The sequence below is a fragment of the Lentzea sp. NPDC005914 genome, assembly GCF_040629405.1.
GTDB lineage: Bacteria > Actinomycetota > Actinomycetes > Mycobacteriales > Pseudonocardiaceae > Lentzea.
In genome coordinates, this window is the sequence record NZ_JBEXVQ010000048.1 from 11,661 (window position 1) to 30,831 (window position 19,171).

At 66.4% G+C, this 19,171-nt stretch carries 12 protein-coding genes and 1 riboswitch; of the genes, 6 read left to right on the forward strand and 6 right to left on the reverse strand.

Annotation, left to right across the window (positions count from 1 at the left end; all coding sequences use genetic code 11):
* A complete protein-coding gene (locus ABZ345_RS42010; protein ID WP_359860540.1) occupies positions 1-6,243 on the reverse strand; it encodes an RHS repeat-associated core domain-containing protein in 6,243 nt (2,080 codons plus the stop codon).
* A 31-nt stretch (positions 6,244-6,274) separates the two neighbouring features.
* A complete protein-coding gene (locus tag ABZ345_RS42015; protein WP_359860541.1) occupies positions 6,275-9,385 on the reverse strand; it encodes a LamG domain-containing protein in 3,111 nt (1,036 codons plus the stop codon).
* A gap of 337 nt (positions 9,386-9,722) precedes the next feature.
* Between ABZ345_RS42015 and ABZ345_RS42020 the strand changes: the two genes are divergently transcribed.
* Complete coding sequence (locus ABZ345_RS42020) at positions 9,723-11,882, forward strand: AAA family ATPase (protein WP_359860542.1); 2,160 nt, start codon at positions 9,723-9,725, stop codon at positions 11,880-11,882.
* A 435-nt stretch (positions 11,883-12,317) separates the two neighbouring features.
* On the opposite strand, the gene ABZ345_RS42025 is transcribed toward ABZ345_RS42020, so the two are convergent.
* The gene (locus tag ABZ345_RS42025; protein ID WP_359860543.1) at positions 12,318-12,911 is read right to left on the reverse strand and encodes a LytR C-terminal domain-containing protein; all 594 of its coding nucleotides are present in this window, start codon (positions 12,909-12,911) and stop codon (positions 12,318-12,320) included.
* Positions 12,911-13,189 (reverse strand): DUF3263 domain-containing protein, encoded by a 279-nt coding sequence (locus tag ABZ345_RS42030; RefSeq protein WP_359860544.1) that lies wholly within the window; start codon positions 13,187-13,189, stop codon positions 12,911-12,913. Before ABZ345_RS42030 ends, ABZ345_RS42025 begins: the two co-directional genes overlap by 1 nt.
* A 108-nt stretch (positions 13,190-13,297) precedes the next feature.
* Here ABZ345_RS42030 and ABZ345_RS42035 point away from each other — a divergent pair, with 108 nt between their 5' ends.
* Positions 13,298-13,879, forward strand: a complete 582-nt coding sequence (locus ABZ345_RS42035; RefSeq protein ID WP_359860545.1) for a peptide deformylase — start codon at positions 13,298-13,300, stop codon at positions 13,877-13,879.
* Between the two features lie 3 nt (positions 13,880-13,882).
* On the opposite strand, the gene ABZ345_RS42040 is transcribed toward ABZ345_RS42035, so the two are convergent.
* Positions 13,883-14,818 carry an aldo/keto reductase gene (locus tag ABZ345_RS42040; RefSeq protein WP_359860546.1) on the reverse strand — a complete coding sequence of 312 codons (936 nt, stop codon included), beginning with the start codon at positions 14,816-14,818 and terminating at the stop codon, positions 13,883-13,885.
* Positions 14,819-14,892: 74 nt separating this feature from the next.
* Here ABZ345_RS42040 and ABZ345_RS42045 point away from each other — a divergent pair, with 74 nt between their 5' ends.
* From ABZ345_RS42045 to thiD, 4 genes are all read left to right on the forward strand, one after another.
* Complete coding sequence (locus tag ABZ345_RS42045; protein WP_359860547.1) at positions 14,893-15,495, forward strand: LysE family translocator; 603 nt, start codon at positions 14,893-14,895, stop codon at positions 15,493-15,495.
* Positions 15,496-15,751: 256 nt separating this feature from the next.
* The gene (locus ABZ345_RS42050) at positions 15,752-16,033 is read left to right on the forward strand and encodes a hypothetical protein (protein ID WP_359860548.1); all 282 of its coding nucleotides are present in this window, start codon (positions 15,752-15,754) and stop codon (positions 16,031-16,033) included.
* 172 nt (positions 16,034-16,205) lie between these two features.
* Positions 16,206-16,328, forward strand: a riboswitch (TPP riboswitch).
* Positions 16,320-17,975 carry a phosphomethylpyrimidine synthase ThiC gene (gene thiC / locus ABZ345_RS42055; RefSeq protein ID WP_359860549.1) on the forward strand — a complete coding sequence of 552 codons (1,656 nt, stop codon included), beginning with the start codon at positions 16,320-16,322 and terminating at the stop codon, positions 17,973-17,975. (Overlaps the previous riboswitch by 9 nt.)
* A complete protein-coding gene (thiD, locus tag ABZ345_RS42060; RefSeq protein WP_359860550.1) occupies positions 17,972-18,790 on the forward strand; it encodes a bifunctional hydroxymethylpyrimidine kinase/phosphomethylpyrimidine kinase in 819 nt (272 codons plus the stop codon). Before thiC ends, thiD begins: the two co-directional genes overlap by 4 nt.
* Here the strand turns inward: thiD and ABZ345_RS42065 are convergent, their stop codons facing one another.
* The gene (locus tag ABZ345_RS42065) at positions 18,791-19,171 is read right to left on the reverse strand and encodes a VOC family protein (protein ID WP_359860551.1); all 381 of its coding nucleotides are present in this window, start codon (positions 19,169-19,171) and stop codon (positions 18,791-18,793) included.

Genomic DNA, 19,171 nt, shown 5'->3' on the forward strand with positions numbered 1-19,171 from the left:
CTATTTTTGCGTGTTCTTGGTGATCCGAATGGCAATCTTGGCGAATTCGTCGTCCACTTCCACCCCTGGGCGAGGGCCACGCCACTCCGGGGCAGTGGGCTTTCCGCCTCGATCGGGTGCGACATTCGTGTAGAACTCGATACCAGACTTTCCTTCCGGGAGTGGGCCTCCCCAGGCCTGAACCACCGGCGTGTTGTACCCGTGCCTGGACACTCGTCCCCACAACTCGCCCGACTCTTCCTGCATCGCCGCGACCTCAGGTGGCTGGGTCCGAGACTGAAGTCGATAGTAAGGACCGTACTCGACATCGTCTGGCATGGAGCTGTCAACGCGAGACGACGCCGCGTCCAGCGCTTCAGTCGCGTCCAGAGCTTCAGTCGCGTCCTCGGCGGCCTCCTCGGCCTTCTCCTCGACCTTGCGCAACCTCCTGCCGAAGTCCGCGATCTTGTCAATGATCCGATTGGCCTTCATGATCACCTTGGCGATCCGCGCCCCGGCCTGCACGAGCTTGAAAGCCTTCGCCCACGGCACCAAGCTGACGCACGCGAGGATGTCGAAGCTGGTGAAGCAATCCTTGACATCGTTGATGCCCGTGAGGTCCATCAAGAGGTCAGGAAGCTCAGCGAGCACAACGTCCCACCACGACTGACTGTTGTTGGCCTCGCGCAAGTACTCCTCGTACTTGTCCTTGCCACCCGCAGCGTCATAGCGAGCCTGCTGCGCCGCGTGGTACGCAGCATGAGCCTTCTGACGCTTGCTCGTCGCTGACGGATACGCAGCCGCATAGGAAGCGTCGCCGGCGACATCGTTTCCGACGAGCATGTTGCGTTCTTTGTCGATCCCATAGCTGTGGCCGTCGGCGCCGGTGCCGCCCTCCAGGTACATACCGGTCGGGTCGGAGAACGTCGTCGGGTTGCTGTTGCTGTACGAGTAGCCGTTGACCTGCTGCGGATTCGCCGTGTTCATGACCGGGTCGTCCGACAGGAACCGGCCAGTCGCCGGGTCGTACTCGCGCGCACCCACATGCGTCAGGCCAGAGGTATCGCGGGAGCCGCCGACAAAGCCCTTGTCGTCGGGCCAGGATCCGCCGTTCGGGCCGCGTGGCTTGCCGAACGGGTCGAAGTACTGGCGCTGGTACGTCAGTTCTCCGGCCTTGACCGAGATGGTCGGCGTGCCCTGGTGGTCACTGACCTCATAGGACAGTCGGCCGCTCGAGTGACGCACCGCCACGACGCTGCCGCCGTGCGCGTAGTAACGCTTACCCGACACCTGGTTGGTCGCGTCATCTTTGACCAACTCCATGCCCTCAGGCAGGTACAACGTCGTCCGACCCGGCTCGCGCTTGATCAGACGGCCACCGTCAGCGTCGTACAGGTACGACGACTCCTTGCCGGAGGCCTCGACCACCTTGGACGTGCGGCCCTCGACGTCGTAGAAGATCTTCTGGGTGTTGCCCGCCACGTTGCGAGTGCTGGTGTTGCCGGTCTTGTCGTAGTTGAACTCGTCACGCGCGGTGCCGGAGGGGCCCGTCTCGTCGATCGAGCGGACGACGTGCGGCTGGTTCGTCGCGTCGTAGTTGTACTTGCGGTTGATTGCGCCGGATGCCGTGGTCGTACGCTCCAGCGTCCGGTTGCCGATGTTGTCGTACTGGTACTCGTGTTGGTAGGCCGCCACACCGCCGATGGCCGCGGTCGCGCAGTCACCGGAGCTCGGCGTGAACGCCTTGGTCAGCCTGCGCAGGTTGTCGTAACGGAAGCATTGCGTGTCCCACGCGGTCTTGTCGCTCGGCTCGTCCGCGATCCTGGTGACGTTGCCGCCGGTGTCGTACGAGTACTTCCGGTTGGAGATCCTGTAGTCGGTGTCGCGTGAACGGTCCACGATGGACTGTTCGAGACGGCGGTTGCCCTCCTCGAAGTAGTTCGTCAGCCACAGCTGGTCGGGGCTCTGGTCGGCACCGAGGGTCAGGCGCAGCGTCTCGCCGAACTTCGAGTAGATGTGCTCGTTGACGTAGGTGTTCAGGCCGGCGGTCTTGATCGGCGCACCCAGGTCGTTGTATCCGGTGAGCACCCTCTCCGCGGCCAGACCGCCGGCGGCCGGGGACTGTGAGGAGAGAAGCGCCCCGTAGACCGGTGTGTAGTCGCGCGCGAACTTGTAGGTCCGGCCCAATCCCCCTTCCGCGGCGGGGATCACCACCTCCGACTCGCGCACCCGGCTGAAGGCGTCGTACTTCGTGATCCGCTGGACGTACGCCTGACCGCCGGAGAACCTGGTGGCCGAGTCCAGCAAGCCCTTCTTCTTGCTGTCGTAGGCCCATTCGGCGAGCGTGGTCCCGCCGGAGAGCATCTGGGTCTTGCGGCCGAGCTGGTCGTACTTGAACGACACCGACCGGTTCTCGCTGTCGGTCGTCTTCACGACCTGGTCGAGGTTGTTGTATTCGACGGTGGTCGTGCCCCGGTCCGGGTCGGTCTCCTTCCACTTGCGGCCCAACAGGTCGTACTCGTACGACCACTTGTTACCCGCGGGGTCGGTGACCTGCTCCAACTGGCCCTTGAAGTTGAACTTCGACTTCGTGACGTCGGCGCCGAGCCCGTCGTGCTGGATGCGTTCGACCTCGCGGCCGTGCGCGTCGCTGACGACGGTCGTCGGGATCTGCCCCGGCGGCGGCGTCACGTGCACGCGGTCGCCCGCGTAGACCGTGGTCGTGTTCCACTGGGGCGTGCCGAACTTGTGGTAGGCGACGCTGACCGGACGGGACAGCTTGTCGTACTTGGTGAACTCCTGGTTGGGCACCTGGACGTCCGCCACCACGAACAACTTGCCGTCCGGGGCCTGGTTGTTGAAGAACGCGTTGTTGGTCTTGGTCACCAGGCCACGCGAGTCGTAGAACGTGTCCGTGATGACCCGTCCGAGCTCCCCAGCCTTCTGCTCGCCGTCCGGCGTCTGGGTCTGGCGGGCACGCAGCAGGCCGTCGAAGATCTTGTACGAGATGTTGTAGCCCTCGTCCCGCTCGCGCAGGCTCTTGGACACCTCGATGACGGTCGCGGTCGCCTCGTCGTAGATGTACTCGTACATCGCACTGGCGCTCAGATCCCGTTCCCGGTGTGGCAACCAGGTGTGGGTCAGTCGGCCGAGCGCGTCGTACTTCGCGTCGATCCGCTCGCCGTTCGGGTCGATCTGGGCGACCGGCAGGCCAAGCGCCGGGTCGTACTCCACTGTCGAGGTATGGCCCTTAGCGTTGGTCGTGGTCACCTTGCTCACCGGGAAGCCGAACGCAGGTTCGAGCGACGTCGTCGTCTGGCCGAGCCCCGCGTCGGTCGTCGTCTTGACGCGGCCGTAGACGTCGTACTCGGTTGTGGTGACCAACTGGTACTCGCGAGGGCTCTTGCGTTCGCCGTTCCACCGCGACGCCTTGGTCACGAGACCGTCAGTCGGCGCGTCTCCGAAGTTCTTGCCGTCGTAGGCGGAGATCGTGTCGCTGATGGTGTTGTCATCCGTCGCCGCTACGTCGCACTTCGCGGCGTAGGTGAGGATTCGGCTGGCGTAGTTCCACATCCACGCGGCCTCGTTGGGCGCGTAGGTGGTGGTCGTGCACCGCTCGTCACCAGCGACGTCGACGTCACCCTCGTCCTGGACGTTGACGGCCCGGCCGTGAACATCGTCGAACGTCGTGCTCGCTCGCTTTGTCCGCCAGCGGTCACCGCCCAGCGAAGTCTTCGTGGTCACCGTCTTGGTGTTGAGCAGCAACGCGTTGTCTTCACCGTTCACGGCGGTGGCCGGTGACATCCACGGTTCGCTGGTGGTCGCCGTGTGCACCGCGTCGCCGTTCTTGGTGAACGTCTTCCACTCGACGCCCTTGAGCCGCTCGACATCCTCGATCCGCTCACCGTCGTACACGACCCAGGCGTCACGCTTGCCACCTGGCACGGTGTCGCCGTCCATGCCGCGCAGGTAGATCTTCTCGGTGACCGGCCTGTCCGGCTCGTTGGTGTCGCCGGAGATCGTGCGGACCTTGTTGTAACCACGCCACTGCGACCATGTCCGGTACTTCGGGTCGCCGAAGTCGTTCTCGTCGTAGTGCCACAGCGGGGCGTTGTCGATGCTCTCGTACTCGTAGTAGACCTTGGTCTGCTCACTCAGCTCACGAACGCGGTCATCCGCGATCACCGCACGCACGACGTACTTGTGGAACCAGTGCAGCTGTGGTGCCAGTGCGCCTTCCGGCGTCCAGTACGAAGGGAAGCACCGCAACGTGTTCAGGTGCGCGTTGGCGATGGTGGGCATGCGCTGACCCGGTATGCAGTCCTTGTCGGTGTACTCGACCTCGGTGATGCCACCGGCCTCGTGCTGGACTCGCTTGATCCGCCCGCGCAGCAACGGGGCGTACTGGTCGTCGTCCACCCGGTTCGCCAGCGTGATGCGCTCGAACTTCGTCGGCGGCAACGACTTCGCATCGCCCACCAGGCCCGTGTGCTTGATGCTGTCCAGCCACAGTGCCGGGTCCAGACCGTCGTTCGACGGCGGGTAGGACTGTCCGAGTTCCCACTGGTCGACGTCACGCCATTCTGCGGCGACGTTCTCCTTGCGCACCTGGGTGCTGATCTTCGTCAGCCGCAGCTGCGAGAAGAACGTCGGCGAGTACTGGTTCTCACATCGCGCGCTCGCCGCACAGATCTGGTCGAACGGCACATCCGGCCACTGCTTCGCGTTGGCCTTGTTGAACTTGCTCGGATGGCAGTCGAACCCGCTCGACGGAACGCACCGCTCCGAGTAGTGGAACTCGACCCGCCCTGGAGCCGGAGCGTTGTCGTCCGAGTCGTGCAGACCGTAGTCGATGCGCTGCAACCGGCCTGCGCGCTCGTACTCCACGCCATCAGACGCCTCGAGGTTGCGGCCGTACCGGTTCTTCTCGGTCTGGTAGTAGAACCGGGTGACGTTGCCCTTTGGGTCCACGACGTAGTCGACGCTCCACCGCCACGCCTGACGGCACGACAACTCCTTGAACGGCTTGCCCTGCACCCAGCACGGCTCACCGGCATGGTTGCCGAACACCGGCACCGTCCACGTCGACTCGGCCTCCCGCGAGCCCAGGAAGTACTGGGTGCCGTCGGGAGTCGTCACCTTCCAGAACTCGCCGTCGGCGTCGCCGCCCGCTACGGGCACGCGGTTGAGGCGCTCGATCCTGGAACCGTCGTCGTTCTTGGCCCGCCACTGGTTCGTGTGGGGGATGTTCACCAGTTCCGACGAGATGCCGGCGAGCTGGATGGTGGCGTTGTCGGTCGCCCAGCAAAGATCGGCCGTCTTCTGCTGGCCGATCGCGGTGTTGAGATCCTCGCCACAGCTCTTGTAGCGGCGCTCGATGAACCCGCCCGCACTGAGGTCCCAGCCGTCACCGGCCGAGGACGCCTGGTTGTTCGTTGCGCTCGTGCGTCCATCGACACCGCCGGACGAGTAGCCCAGCGCCACCTGAGGCGCGTTCCCGCCGACCGACCCCGGCAGCTTGATCGGGTAGTTGTAGGTGAAGTCACCGCTTGAGCCACCCGCGGACCAACTGCCCGCGGGAGACAACGTGGTCGCCTGGAACGAACCACCGGCGCCACTCGCCGCAGGCTCGGCCGCGAGCACCATCACGCCTGAAGCATGAGACACATCAGTGGCCGTCAGCTTCTTCGTCTTGACGTCGTTGCGCGAAGGCAACGGTGTACGGGTCCTGCACTCCGCCCTGTCCGGTGTGGACAGAGCGCATTCCGGCAGCTGCACCAATCGCAGCCGTGATCCGTAGTCACCACCGTAAGCGTGCTCGAAGCCCGCGTAGTCGAGCTGGAACGACGCTTTGCCTGGCGACTTGCCCGCCTTGTCGGACACCTTCAGCACGACACCGACCACGCCGACCTTTGCGGAGACGTCCTGACCGAACGTCTCCACCCGCAGCGGGGTCGCATCCGCCTTGCTGACCTTGACCGGAGAGATGCCCGCCTGCCGGAAGCCACCGGTCGCGGTGACCTCCGCCTTGCTCGGTACGGGCCAGGTGACCTTCGCATCCGGCTGATTGTCGGCCGCGATCTGGTTGCCCGGTCTCAGTTTCGCGGGCTCGCCGGGGACGTTCTTCTCGGTCTGGGTATCGGGTTTGCGCACGTCTCTGCCCGTGGTCTGGGCAAGCGCCGGCGTCGGAGAAACGACGCCGGCGATCATGACCCAGCCCAGCGACAGGGCTAGAGCGCGCGACCACCTGGTGTGGGCACGCATGATTGTCCTTCGTTAGGAGTGGAGCGCGGAATCAGCTTCGAGTGGCCTGCGCGAGAATCTCTTCGTCCGAGGGGGTACCGACGTAGACGCGCACGTCGTCGAGACCGCCCTTCCAGAAAGACCCCTTGGCCGTGGCCTGCGTGAGACGTCCGAACTCCAAAGTGGACTCGGTCTGCGCCGATCCACCGACGAACGGCACCCTGGTGATGTAGATCCCGTCGAGGTACAACCGCATCTCTGAAATGGTCGTGTCTTGGACAGCCGTCAGGTGCACCCACTCACCCAGGGCCGCGCGGTTGGCGGTCGCAACTGTGGTGCCGTTCAACACGAACTCCCACTTCTTCGAGGTGCCGCCGTAGCGGAGGTCGAGCTGTGATGTGCCGTTCTGCACCAGGCTCACGATGGTCCTGGCCTTGTCCTCGTGCGCGCCAAGATCCAGCCTCGCCCGAGCAGAGACCGTGAACGTGCGGTCCGTGCGGATGCCCGGCGCCGGAGCCGAGACGTATGCCTCGGCATCCTGCGGCTGCCCGTCCGAATCAGGCCCGTTGAGAAGCACCGACGTGTAGTCGTCGTCCTTCTTCCAGGCCGTCTTGCCGCTGAGCGTGGCGTTGCGGCCGGTCGCCTCGTCCTTGGTGGAAGAGCCGGCGCCTTCGCCGAACTTGTAATGGGCGCGGATCCCGGCCTGCTTGGCCAGGACTTTGATCTCCGCCTCGTTCAGCGCGCGGTTGTACACCTTGAGCTCGTCGACCGAGCCGACAAAACCACCCGCGCCCTGGCCCACCAGCAGTTGCGACGCCTGCCAGCCTTCGAGCCCACTTGCCTCACCCTGCTTCTTGCCGTCGACGTGGAGAGCAAAGGTCTTGGTGGTGGATTCGTAGGTGCCGGTCAGGTGGGTCCACACACCGGCCGTTGCCTCGTCCCGTGCGTACACCGCCTTGAGATCAGACTTGCTGGTCGCGGGCGTCATGCCGAACGCCCAGCGCTTCTGCGCTTGGTCGTAGTAGAGGCTGGAGCTGAGCCCAGCGGCGTCAGTCGTCGAGAGAACCGACCGGTTGGAGCCGACGCTGTCGAGCTTCGCCCACGCCGACAGCGTGAAGTTCTTCGAAGTGTCGACCACCGCGCCACCGCTGAGTTGATCCTGCGCCCCGTTCAGCCACACCCCCTTGCCCGAATAGCCCGCCGTAGCGAGGTTCGGGTTGCCAGAAGGCGTCAAAGCGTTGCGCCCGTTGGTGTCGGTCAACGTGCCGTCCAACGCCCAGTGCGCGGTGGGATGCCCACCGGCCAGCACGGTGAACTCGTACCGCTTGAGATCGGAGAGGTTGCCTGCACGGTCCACCGACTTGACGAACAGTGTCTCCGTGCCCGCGGTGCCTGGCGTCCACCGGACCGTCGCCCTGCCATCCGCGCCGGCGGGCATCTCCTTGTTGAGGGACTCACCGCCGTCTGAGGTGAACGAGTAGATGAACTTCACCACGTCGTCGTTCACCGACTTCACCGAGTCCAGCTCGAACGTGCCGGTCACACCGACGCCACCACCGGGTTGCGACGGCAGGTACTCGCGCGAGTTCGCCTGCGGCACAACGGGTTTGATCGTGTCCACGACGAACTCGCAATAATCAGACCAACCAGACTCGAGCTCACCGTCGCTCGTGTAGATCGCCCAGTTGTAGACACCGTCTTCCGTGATCACGCCCGGTGCGACCTGCGCCTCGGCGTACGAGCCCGACGGTGTGTCCGAGACGCGGTAGTCGGCGATGGCGACGCTGTTGCCCCAAGGTCCCTTGTGCAACGAGAACTGCGACCTGAGCGCGCCACCGTCCGCGTCCAACAGTTGACCACGCATGCGCGGCGTCCTGGTCGGCACGTAAGGCTTCTTGTCCCCTTGCCCGCACGCGTACAGGCCACGCTCCAAGCTCAGCTCGCGCGCCTTTTCCGGGTAGGAGTTGTACTCGACCCTCAGCAGCGGGTTGAGGTCGAACCGGCGCCATGCCTTGTCATTCCTCGCCCAGGGTTCACTCATGAGTCCGAGGGTCACCTGCGGGTACCCGTGGAGGGCGTGGTCCGCGATCAGGTTCTGAATGTCGAACTCGGTCTGCCCGTCGGTCGGGCAGTAGTCGGGGTTGTTCTTCTGGTTGGTCGTTGCAAGTTTGCTGATCCACGCCGGCGCGGCCTCCCATCTTGTGTCAGGGCCGATCCCTCCGGTGTGGTAGAGCGCGGTTGGCTCGATCAGGTCGCAGTTCGCGGAGTTGATCACCTTCATGGCGAAGGTCGCGGAGTGAATCTTCTTGCCCGCCATCGGAGCCACGTTCATCTCGATGAAGGAGACCGAGAAGTCAGTGGTTCTGTGCCAGCCCGACTTGAGATCACCCAGTTCGCCATCGGTGCGGTCGTAGTTGCGCGCGTCCTTGAACTTCTCTTGCACGACCGCGTGATGGTTCTTGTACCCCGGCCAGCGGTAATTCGGGTCGATCGAGACCGGGAACTTCGTCTCCGGCGAAGCCAGGAACGCCTGGTCAGGAAGGACGGAGATGGTGTCACCCGTGAGTTCGACACCCATCTTTGCCGGGCGACCGGTCACATCCCACATCTGCGAGGCGTCACCGGTGAACCGCACGGTTCCCTTGTCGTCCTTGACCTCCAGCAAGCCGTCGCGCTGGCTCAGCTTCCCGCCCTTGACGTGCGAGCCGTAGGTGATCTTGCGGAGCTTCTCCGACTTGGCCGCCTCCGGGGTCTTCACGACCAGCAGCTGACTGAATCCGACTGCGGTCGCTTCGACCGTCAGGTCGATACCCGGCCACACGTCCTGGTAGGTGGTTCTGGCGCCGTAAACCTTCGGCTCCGGTAACGCATCCAGCCAGTTCAGGCCCACCTCGACGCCGTCCTTGGCCACCACGGCGAGCGGCTGGCCCTTGGCGGTTCCCGCGAACTGGAGGTCCACGACGGCCGCCTCCGGACGGATCAGGCCGTCCGAATGCTTGCGCAGCTTGGTGTCGACTGGCACCCACTTGTCCCCGCGCTTTGCCCGTTGCGGCTTGAGCGATTGGGTGAACGTCATCTTGCCGTTCGGGTTGGCGACTGTTTCCGACACTTCGGTCGTGAGATTGGAAACCTTCACCGGCTTGTCGAACTTCCGTGCAGCCACCAGCGCGGAAGTCTCGTCCGGCAATTCAGCCGGCGCCGCAGCCGAACTGGCGACGGGTGTGATGAAACCAGCTGAAACAGCCAGTATGAGAGTGAATGCGGGCATGCGAAAGCCGCGCGCCGATCTGTGGCGCATTAAAGGTGTCCCCCTATTTGTGTTGCCGTCGCGTCACCGCGCGACGCCCCGAGCCCCCCGCCCGGATTCGACATCACCATGCCGTTGACCCGTCTTGTCCAGAAGACTCCATTGGGGCCAACTGTGTCCGGTGTGACCGTTGTGTGACCGACCTGGTTCAGCCAGGCCGCTCGCCTGGCCGTGAGGAACTAGAGTCGTCGACGTGATCACGCTGACGGCTCGCCTGTCCCCGTCCGCACTGGACACCCGGCGCGGCGTAGTCCGCCTCCACCCGGAGGTGCTCGACGCCCTCGGCCTGCGCGCCTGGGACGCCGTGAAACTGACCGGCGCCCGCGTGAGCGCCGCCCTCGCCGCGGCCGGCGACCACCCGCCGGGCGTCGTGCTGGTCGACGACGTCACCCTCACCAACCTCGGCATCGTCGAGGGTTCCGAGATCGTCGTGGCGCCGGTCGAGGTGGTCGGCGCCCGGTCGATCACCGTCGCGGGCTCCCGCTTGGCCACCACCGCTCTGACGCCCGATCACGTCCGGATGGCGTTGACGGGCAAGGTTTTGACGGTCGGCGACAGCGTCTCGCTGCTCCCCCAGGACCTCGCGCCGCCACCCGGCGCCAACGTCTCCGAGACGCGCCGCAAGCTGTCCAACGCCATCGGCATGACGTGGACGAACGAGCTGATCACCATCACCTCCACCGACCCGGCGGGTCCGGTGGCCGTCCAGCCGTCCAGCGTGGTGGGCTGGCGCTCGGCGACTGCTCCCGCCGCCGAGGTGACTCCCGTTGTGGTGCAGGAAAAGCACGAAGCCCTGCCCGTGGCGGACCTTGTTGGTCAGCGCGAGCAGGCGCGACGCCTCACCGAGTGGCTGGAACTGATGTTCCGCCAGCCAGAACTGCTCACCAAGCTGGGCGCTTCGGCTCGGTTGGCGGCCATGGTCAGCGGCCCGGAAGGCGTGGGCAAGGCGACCCTGGTCCGCGCCGTGGCCCGCTCCGTGGACGCCACGGTCGTCGAACTGGCCGCCCCGAGCATCTCGGTCCTGGAACCGGGCGCCATGGCCAAGCAGTTGGGCGACGCCATCGCCGGTGTCCCGTCGCAGCCCACCGTCCTCCTGCTGACCGACATCGACGCCCTGCTGCCCTCGTCTCCACCGCCCGTGGCCACCGTCGTGCTGGACATCCTCCGCACTGCGATCTCCCGCCCCAACCTCGCCCTGATCGTCACCTCGGCCCGAGCCGAGTCCGTGGACGCCCGCCTGCGCGCCCCGGACCTGGTGGACCGCGAGCTGACGCTCCCCCTGCCCAACACCGCCGGACGCACCGAACTGCTCCGCGTACTGCTCCGCGACGTCCCTCTTGAGTCCGATGTGGACTTCGGCGAGGTGGCGGCCCGCACCCCGGGCTTCGTGGCGGCCGACCTCTGCGCCCTGCGTCGCGAAGCCGCCGTACGCGCCGCCCTGCGCCAACGCGACGTCGCAGAACCCCGCGTGGGCCAAGAAGATCTGCTGGGCGCCCTGAACACCGTGCGCCCGATCTCCATGTCCGCCTCCGACACCGTCCAGACCGGCGGCCTGACCCTCGCCGACGTGGGGGACATGACCGAGGTCAAGCAGGCTCTGACCGAAGCGGCCCTCTGGCCCCTGCGCTACCCGGACTCCTTCGCCCGCCTGGGCGTGGACCCACCACGCGGCGTCCTGCTCTACGGCCCACCGGGATGCGGCAAGACCTTCCTGGTCCGCGCCCTGGCAGGCACCGGCCAACTGAACGTCCTGACCGTCAAGGGCGCCGAACTGATGGACAAGTTCGTAGGCGAATCCGAGCGAGCAGTCCGCGAACTCTTCCGCCGAGCAGCCGACGCCGCCCCGGCCCTGATCTTCCTGGACGAGGTGGACGCCCTGGCCCCCCGCCGAGGCCAATCCTCCGACGCAGGCGTAGCCGACCGAGTGGTAGCGGCCCTGCTGACTGAACTGGACGGCGTAGAACCCCTGCGCGACGTAGTGGTGATCGCCGCAACCAACCGCCCAGAACTGATCGACCCCGCCCTACTACGCCCAGGCCGCCTGGAACGCCTCGTCTACGTCCCGCCACCAGACGCCAACGCCCGCACCGAGATCCTCAAGTCGGCCTCCCGCAACACCCCTCTGTCCGAAGACGTGGACCTAGCGACCCTGGCGGGTGAACTGAACATGTACTCGGCAGCAGACTGCGCCGCCCTAGTGCGAGAAGCCGCCCTGACCGCAATGCGCGAGTCCCTGGACGCAGCCGAGGTAACGCAGGCCCACCTGGCAAAGGCCCGCGAGGTGGTCCGCCCGTCCCTGGACCCGGCACAACTGGCAACTCTGGCGGCCTACGCAGCCTCACGCAACGGCTGACCACAGCGTGACAGCGTCACACCGGGCACCCCATCACGCCCGATGCCGCAGGCGAGGCGACCCGACGGCGAAGCCGAGGCATGCTTTTCCCGTGCGCTTCGGGTGGGGTCCCGTCACGAGTCGTGCCTGATCGTTTGCCGCGCTCGGAGGGATGGGTCAAGTCGACACGCTTTTCGTCGACTTGACCCATCCCTCCGAGTGTGGCTCGCTCCGGCTCGGCTTGTGACGGGACCCCACCCGGACCGCACCACCTACGCAACGCGCAGCCGCCGAACGCACCAGGCGTGCCATCAACCCGCAAGCGGCGCTGGCTGGTCTTTGATCAGATTGGCGGGGTCCGGGGCAGAGCCCCGCGCCCTAAACAGAACACGCCCAACGCAAGGCGACCACCCACCCGGTCGCGTCACGCACGAAACGCGACCAACCCACAAAGCCCTACTTGCTCTTCGAAGCACCCTGAAAGTCATTGGTGACAATCAAAATGATCCCAGGCGCCGACCCCTGAATCCCGTCGAACCGAGCCTCAACCCGAGCCCGCAGCACCGCAGCCAACTCCTTGGCGGATGCCTCTTCATCAGTCCCAGGCCGGTAGTAGACAGTCGTGGTCGGGATGGTCCCCTGCGAGTAGTTCCCAGTCCCCTCAACGGTCCACCCGTTGGCCCGAACCTCATCCGCGGCCCGAACCGCCAGCCCGGTGATAGTTGAGTTGTTGTAGACCCGAACCGGCACCTTTCCAGCCCCAGGCTGGGTGACCGGTGGCGGCTGCGCAACCGAAGTGGTGGTCGCCGCAGGCGGGTTCGTGGTCGTCGTAGCAGCCGGCGCCGAAGACGAAGTCTCACCCGCAGACTCGGATGTCGTCGTCTGCACGGGAGGCGGTGGTGTGGACGAACCGGCGACCGGCGGCGTCTCGTCACCTCCGCCGAAGAGGCTGACTACGCCGATGATCAAAGCCACCGCAGCCACCCCCAGCAGGGCGAAGCCGGCGGCCTTGGCCGGGCGGGACGGGCTTGCGGACTCGGGGGAGGTCATCAGTCCTCGGTGCTCCTGGCGCGTGCGCGAACCCTCTGACGGCCTGTCCGCACGCCGCGCAACCGCTTGACCAGCATCGGGTCGGCAGCCAGAGCGGCTTCCTTCTCAACCAAAGCGTTGAGCAGCTGGTAGTAGCGGGTGGCCGACATGTCGAACAGTTCCCTGATGGCCTGTTCTTTGGATCCCGAGTACTTCCACCACTGCTTCTCGAACGCGAGCATCGTGCGTTCGCGGCTGGTCAGCCCGTCAGCGGAGGTGAGCGTCTCGGCGTGATCCATCTGGCTCCCCACGGTCGCCACACCATCTCAGGTGCGGGCAATTCAATCACGTGATCGTTCCAACCTACCGCGCGACACCGACAGTTTTGGACCGCTTAAGGTCTGACCATGGCCGTGCATCGCATCCGCATCGCTGGTGACCCCGTGCTTCACAACCCCACGCGTGAGGTCACCGAGTTCGACACCGAGCTCAAGACGCTCGTCGACGACATGTTCGAGACGATGGCAGCCGCTCGCGGAGTCGGGCTCGCGGCCAACCAGATCGGTGTCGACCTGCGGGTTTTCGTGTACGACTGCCCGGACGACGAAGGCGTGCAGCACCGCGGCGTGATCTGCAACCCCGTCCTGGAGACGTCCGAGATCCCCGAGACCATGCCCGACCCGGACGACGACTTCGAGGGCTGTCTCTCAGTACCGGGCGAGGCGTACCCGACCGGACGCGCCCAATGGGCGAAGGTGACCGGGCAGGACGTCGACGGGCAGCCGTTCGAGGTCGAGGGCACCGGCTTCTTCGCGCGTTGTCTGCAGCACGAGACCGACCACCTCAACGGCTACCTCTACACCGACCGTCTCATCGGCCGGTACAAGAAGGAAGCCAAGCGGATGCTGCGCGACAACGAGTGGGGTGTGCCGGGCCTCTCGTGGGACCCGGCCGACCCCGCGAACTTCGACGACGAAGACGAAGACTGACGACTAAGGCCGGAGCACCGACTCCACCTGCGCCAGTTCGTCGGCCGTCAGCGCACCGAACGCCAGCGCACCCGCGTTCTCCTCGACCTGAGCCACCGTCCGGACGCCCGGAATCGGGATCAGGCGGGGAGAACGCGCCCAGAACCACGCCAGCGCCCCCTGCACCAGCGTCCGACCGCCCGAGGTCAGCACGTCGCGAACGGCCTCCCGCGCCTGGAAGTACTCCGGTGAGGGCTTCCCGTCGACGAAGAACCGCAGCCAGGACGGGTTCGTGACGCGCACGTCGTCGGCGGGCAACACGTCGAACGTCTCCCGCGCCAGCAACCCCATCGCGAGCGGACGGCGGCACAGCACCGCGTAGTCCCCCGCGTACATCTCGGGGTTGTCGAACAGCAGGTTGATGTCGGCCTGTGCCGCGATCCCGTGCTCCCCCTCGCAGAAGAACCGCGCGCGCTCGACGTCATCGGTGCTCCAGCCGTACGCGCGGATCTTGCCTGCGGCGACCAACGCCTCGCACTCGTCCCGCAGCAGCGCTGCCTCCTCCAGCGGCAGGTCACCGATGTGCAACTGGTAGAGGTCGACGTAGTCGGTGCCCAGCCGCCGCAACGACCCCTCGACGGCGCGGCGCAGGTACTCGACAGACCCCTCGTTCCCGGTCATCCGCCTCGCCCCGGCGTCGAACCCGCAACCCCATTTCGTCGCGATCGACACCTGGTCACGCATGTCCGCAAACGCTTGCCCGACGAGCGTTTCCGCGTGCCCGCACCCGTACACGTCCGCGGTGTCGAACAGCGTCACGCCCAGCTCCACCGCCCGCCGCAGCGCCTTGACCGACTGCCCGTCGTCCGCCGGACCCCAGCCGACCGGCGCCCCGTCCGGACCCGAGAACGGTCCACCCATGGCCCACGTGCCGAAACCCAACTTCCCCAGATCCGTCATGAGGACCACCGAACATCCTGGAGCGCACTCCAGGTCAAGAAAAAAGATTGCCCGGATCAGCGACCATCAGAGGCATGCCAATCGAAAACATCGTCGCCTTCGTAGCGGCCTCGTTCCTCATCGCACTGTCGCCCGGACCTGGTACGGCCATGGTCCTGCGACAGTCGGTGCACGGGCGAAAAGCCGCGCTGGCGACGGTGTTCGGCATGGAGGTCGGCGTCGCGTGCTGGGCCGTCGCCGCGGCTCTCGGCCTGTCAGTGCTGCTCACGGCGTCGGAGATCGCCTACCACGGGCTCCGCATCGCCGGCGCGATCTTCCTGATCTACCTGGGCGTCAAAGCTCTGATCAGCAAGACCAAGCCCGAGTCGGCGCCTCCGCCCGCCAGCCACGCGTTCCGCAGCGGACTGATCGTGAACCTCGCCAACCCGAAGCTCGGCGTGTTCGCGATCTCGTTCCTACCGCAGTTCGTGCCTGCCGGGGAGGCCGGCAAGGGGGTTCTGCTCTTCCTCGCCATCGGCTGGGTGCTGATCGACACCGTCTGGTACCTGATCATCGTGTCGATCCTGCACACCATCCGCGGCTGGCTGAGCCGCCCTCGGGTCCGTCCGGCTCTCGAGAAGCTGTCGGGCAGCGTGCTGCTGGCGCTCGGAGTCCGGCTGGTACTCGACCCGCGTTGAGATCGGGTTGCCCCGGCGCCAGAACAGCTCGGGCAACCCGGCCAGCTCGTCGAACGTGTGGCACGCCGCCATCGACGCGTAGCCACCGGCCAGCACGTGCGCGCGGATTCGGTCCAGACGGCCGAACTCGATCACCTCACCGGCGATGAGGAACGGCAGCACCAGCTGCCAGGCCTGCACCACCGCGGGCCTGCGCCGGTGAGGTGCGCGCAGGGCCGCGCGGGCGACTCGTAAAAGGTGCTCGTTCGCGCTCATCGTGTACGGATGCGCCGAGTGGTCCCAGTTCCACCGGCGCTCCTCCGTGACGGCGCACCGCACGCACTCGACCGGCCCGGTGCCCAGTTCGGCACCGCAGCGGGAGCACGCCAGCAGCGTCATCGCCCAGTCGACGCACGTCCAGGGGTACTGGCCGACGTCGGCGGAGGTCACCAGCTCGGCCAGCTCCCGGTCCGCCAGCTGGGACGATGTTCGCAACGCCTCCCAGTCCGCGAGCCAGAACTGGTCGAGCAGCTCGGCGCAGAAACCGCAGTCGGGATAGCCGCGACCAGCGAGTTCTCCGCAGGAAGGGCATGCGGAGACCACGGCGGGACGTTGACCGCGACGCGCGCCGGGCGGGAACGGCTGATGATCCGCCACGGGGAGAAGGTTAGGGCCAAACCGTCCCCTTGGCAGCTACGGCGCGCGCTGACTATGGTCGGGTCTCGACAACTCAACAAGAACGCGGGAGCTCGCGCCTGAGCGGGCTGAGAGGGTGACTGGCTGTAGTGCCGGTGTCACCGACCGCCTGAACCTGACCGGGTAATGCCGGCGTAGGGAGGAATGTCGTGACGGCACTTGACGACCGTTCGGTCAAGCCCAGTGTGACCACCGGCCCGATCTCGGGCTCCCGCAAGGTGTACCGCGAAGTCGCTTCTGACATCCGGGTGCCTTTCCGCAGGGTGGAACTGACCAACGGCGAACATGTCGATCTCTACGACACTTCCGGTCCGTATACCGACGACAACGCGACCATCGACGTCCACAGTGGACTGCCCGACCTGAGGTCCGGGTGGGTCGCGGCACGGGAACCGATCAACGGAGCTGTCAGCCAGCTCGCGTACGCGAAGGCCGGGATCATCACCCCGGAGATGCGCTACATCGCGGTGCGCGAGAACCTCGACGCGGAGTTCGTGCGCAACGAGGTGGCCATCGGGCGTGCGGTCATTCCGTTGAACCGCAAGCACCCCGAGGCCGAGCCGATGATCATCGGCAAGAAGTTCCTCGTGAAGATCAACGCCAACATCGGCAACTCCGCGGTGTCGTCGTCGATCGAGGACGAGGTCGACAAGATGGTGTGGGCGTCCCGCTGGGGTGCCGACACGATCATGGACCTGTCCACCGGCAAGCGGATCCACGAGACGCGCGAGTGGATCCTGCGCAACTCGCCGGTGCCGATCGGCACCGTGCCGATCTACCAGGCGCTGGAGAAGGTCAACGGCGACCCGGCCGCGCTGTCGTGGGAGATCTACCGCGACACCGTGATCGAGCAGGCCGAGCAGGGCGTCGACTACATGACCGTGCACGCGGGCGTGCTGCTGCGGTACGTGCCGATGACGGCCAAGCGCGTCACCGGCATCGTGTCGCGCGGCGGGGCGATCATGGCCGGGTGGTGCCTCGCGCACCACAAGGAGAGCTTCCTCTACACGCACTTCGAGGAGCTCTGCGACATCCTGCGCACCTACGACATCACGTTCTCGCTGGGCGACGGCCTGCGGCCGGGTTCCATCGCGGACGCCAACGACGAGGCGCAGTTCGCGGAGCTGCGGACCCTCGGCGAGCTCACGCACATCGCGCGGGCCAAGGACGTCCAGGTCATGATCGAGGGCCCCGGCCACGTGCCGATGCACAAGATCGCCGAGAACGTCCGGCTCGAGGAGGAGTGGTGCGGCGAGGCGCCGTTCTACACCCTCGGGCCGCTGGCCACGGACATCGCGCCGGCGTACGACCACATCACGTCCGCGATCGGCGCGGCGCAGATCGGCTGGCTGGGCACCGCGATGCTCTGCTACGTCACGCCGAAGGAGCACCTCGGCCTGCCGAACCGGGACGACGTGAAGACCGGCGTGATCACGTACAAGATCGCGGCGCACTCCGCGGACCTCGCCAAGGGTCACCCCGGCGTGCAGGACTGGGACGACGCGCTGTCCAAGGCGCGCTTCGAGTTCCGCTGGGAGGACCAGTTCAACCTGTCGCTCGACCCGGACACCGCGCGCTCGTTCCACGACGAGACGCTCCCCGCGGAACCGGCGAAGACGGCGCACTTCTGCTCGATGTGCGGGCCGAAGTTCTGCTCGATGAAGATCACGCAGGACGTGCGGCGCTACGCCGAGGAGCGCGGACTGTCCACAGTGGAGGCCATCGAGGCGGGCATGGCGGAGAAGTCCGGCGAGTTCGCCGACACTGGTAACAAGGTCTACCTGCCAGTGGTGGAAACGACGTGACAGCAACACCTCCGAGGGTCCTCACCATCGCCGGAAGCGATTCCGGCGGTGGTGCGGGCATCCAGGCCGACCTCCGCACGCTCTTCGCGTGCGGAGTGCACGGCTGCGTCGCACTGACCGCCGTGACGGTCCAGAACTCCTTGGGCGTCACGGGTGTCTCCGAGATTCCGGCGGACGTCGTCGCGGCGCAGATCGTCTCGGTGGCCGAGGACATCGGGCTGCAGGCCGCGAAGACCGGCATGCTGGCGTCGGCTGCGATCATCGAGGCGATCACTCCCGCGCTGGACCAGGTCGGGATCGGACGCTCCGGCAGGACCCCGTTCGTGGTCGACCCCGTGTCGGCGTCGATGCACGGCGACCAGCTGCTGGCGGACTCGGCGCTGGACGCGTTGCGGGGCTTGCTCTTCCCGCGCGCCACGCTGGTGACGCCGAACCTGGACGAGGTCCGGTTGATCACGGGGATTACCGTGAAGGACCGCGACGACCAGCGGGTCGCGGCGGAGGCGTTGCACGCCATGGGCCCGGAGTGGGTGCTCGTGAAGGGCGGCCACATGTGGGACGACCCGGAGTGCCTCGACCTGCTGCACGACGGCCGCGAGTTCATCGAACTGCCCGGGCCGCGTTACGACATCAAGCACACGCACGGCAGCGGTGACACCCTCGCGTCGTCGATCAGCTCGGCTCTCGCGAAGGGTGCTTCGGTGCCCGAAGCGGTGCGGTTCGGCAAGGACTTCATCGTGAAGTCCGTTGCCGCGGCCTACCCGCTGGGCGCTGGAGTCGGTCCGGTGTCGCCGATGTGGCGGCTCGGCGAATAGCTACTCGTCCAGGCACAGGCAGAAGGGGTGTCCAGCCGGGTCGAACAGCACCCGCACGTTCGGCTGCGGCTGCAACTCCGCCACGGAAGCGCCCAGCGACACCGCCTCGGCGACCGCCGATTCCAGGTCACCGACCTGGAAGTCGAAGTGCATCATCGGGCGCTGCCGCCCGTCGACCGGCGGCCAGACCGGAGCCTGGTAGCCCTCCGCGCGCTGAAAGACGAAGAACGGCCCGTTCGGCGAGACGGCAACGATCGAGGTGCCCGGCTCCTCGTGGCCGATGTGCCAGCCGAGGAGCTCGGCGTAGAACCTCGCGAGAGCACCGGGATCCGGTGCCTCGATCGTCGTTCCCCACCACATGCCGGCGGTCCGGGACTTCAT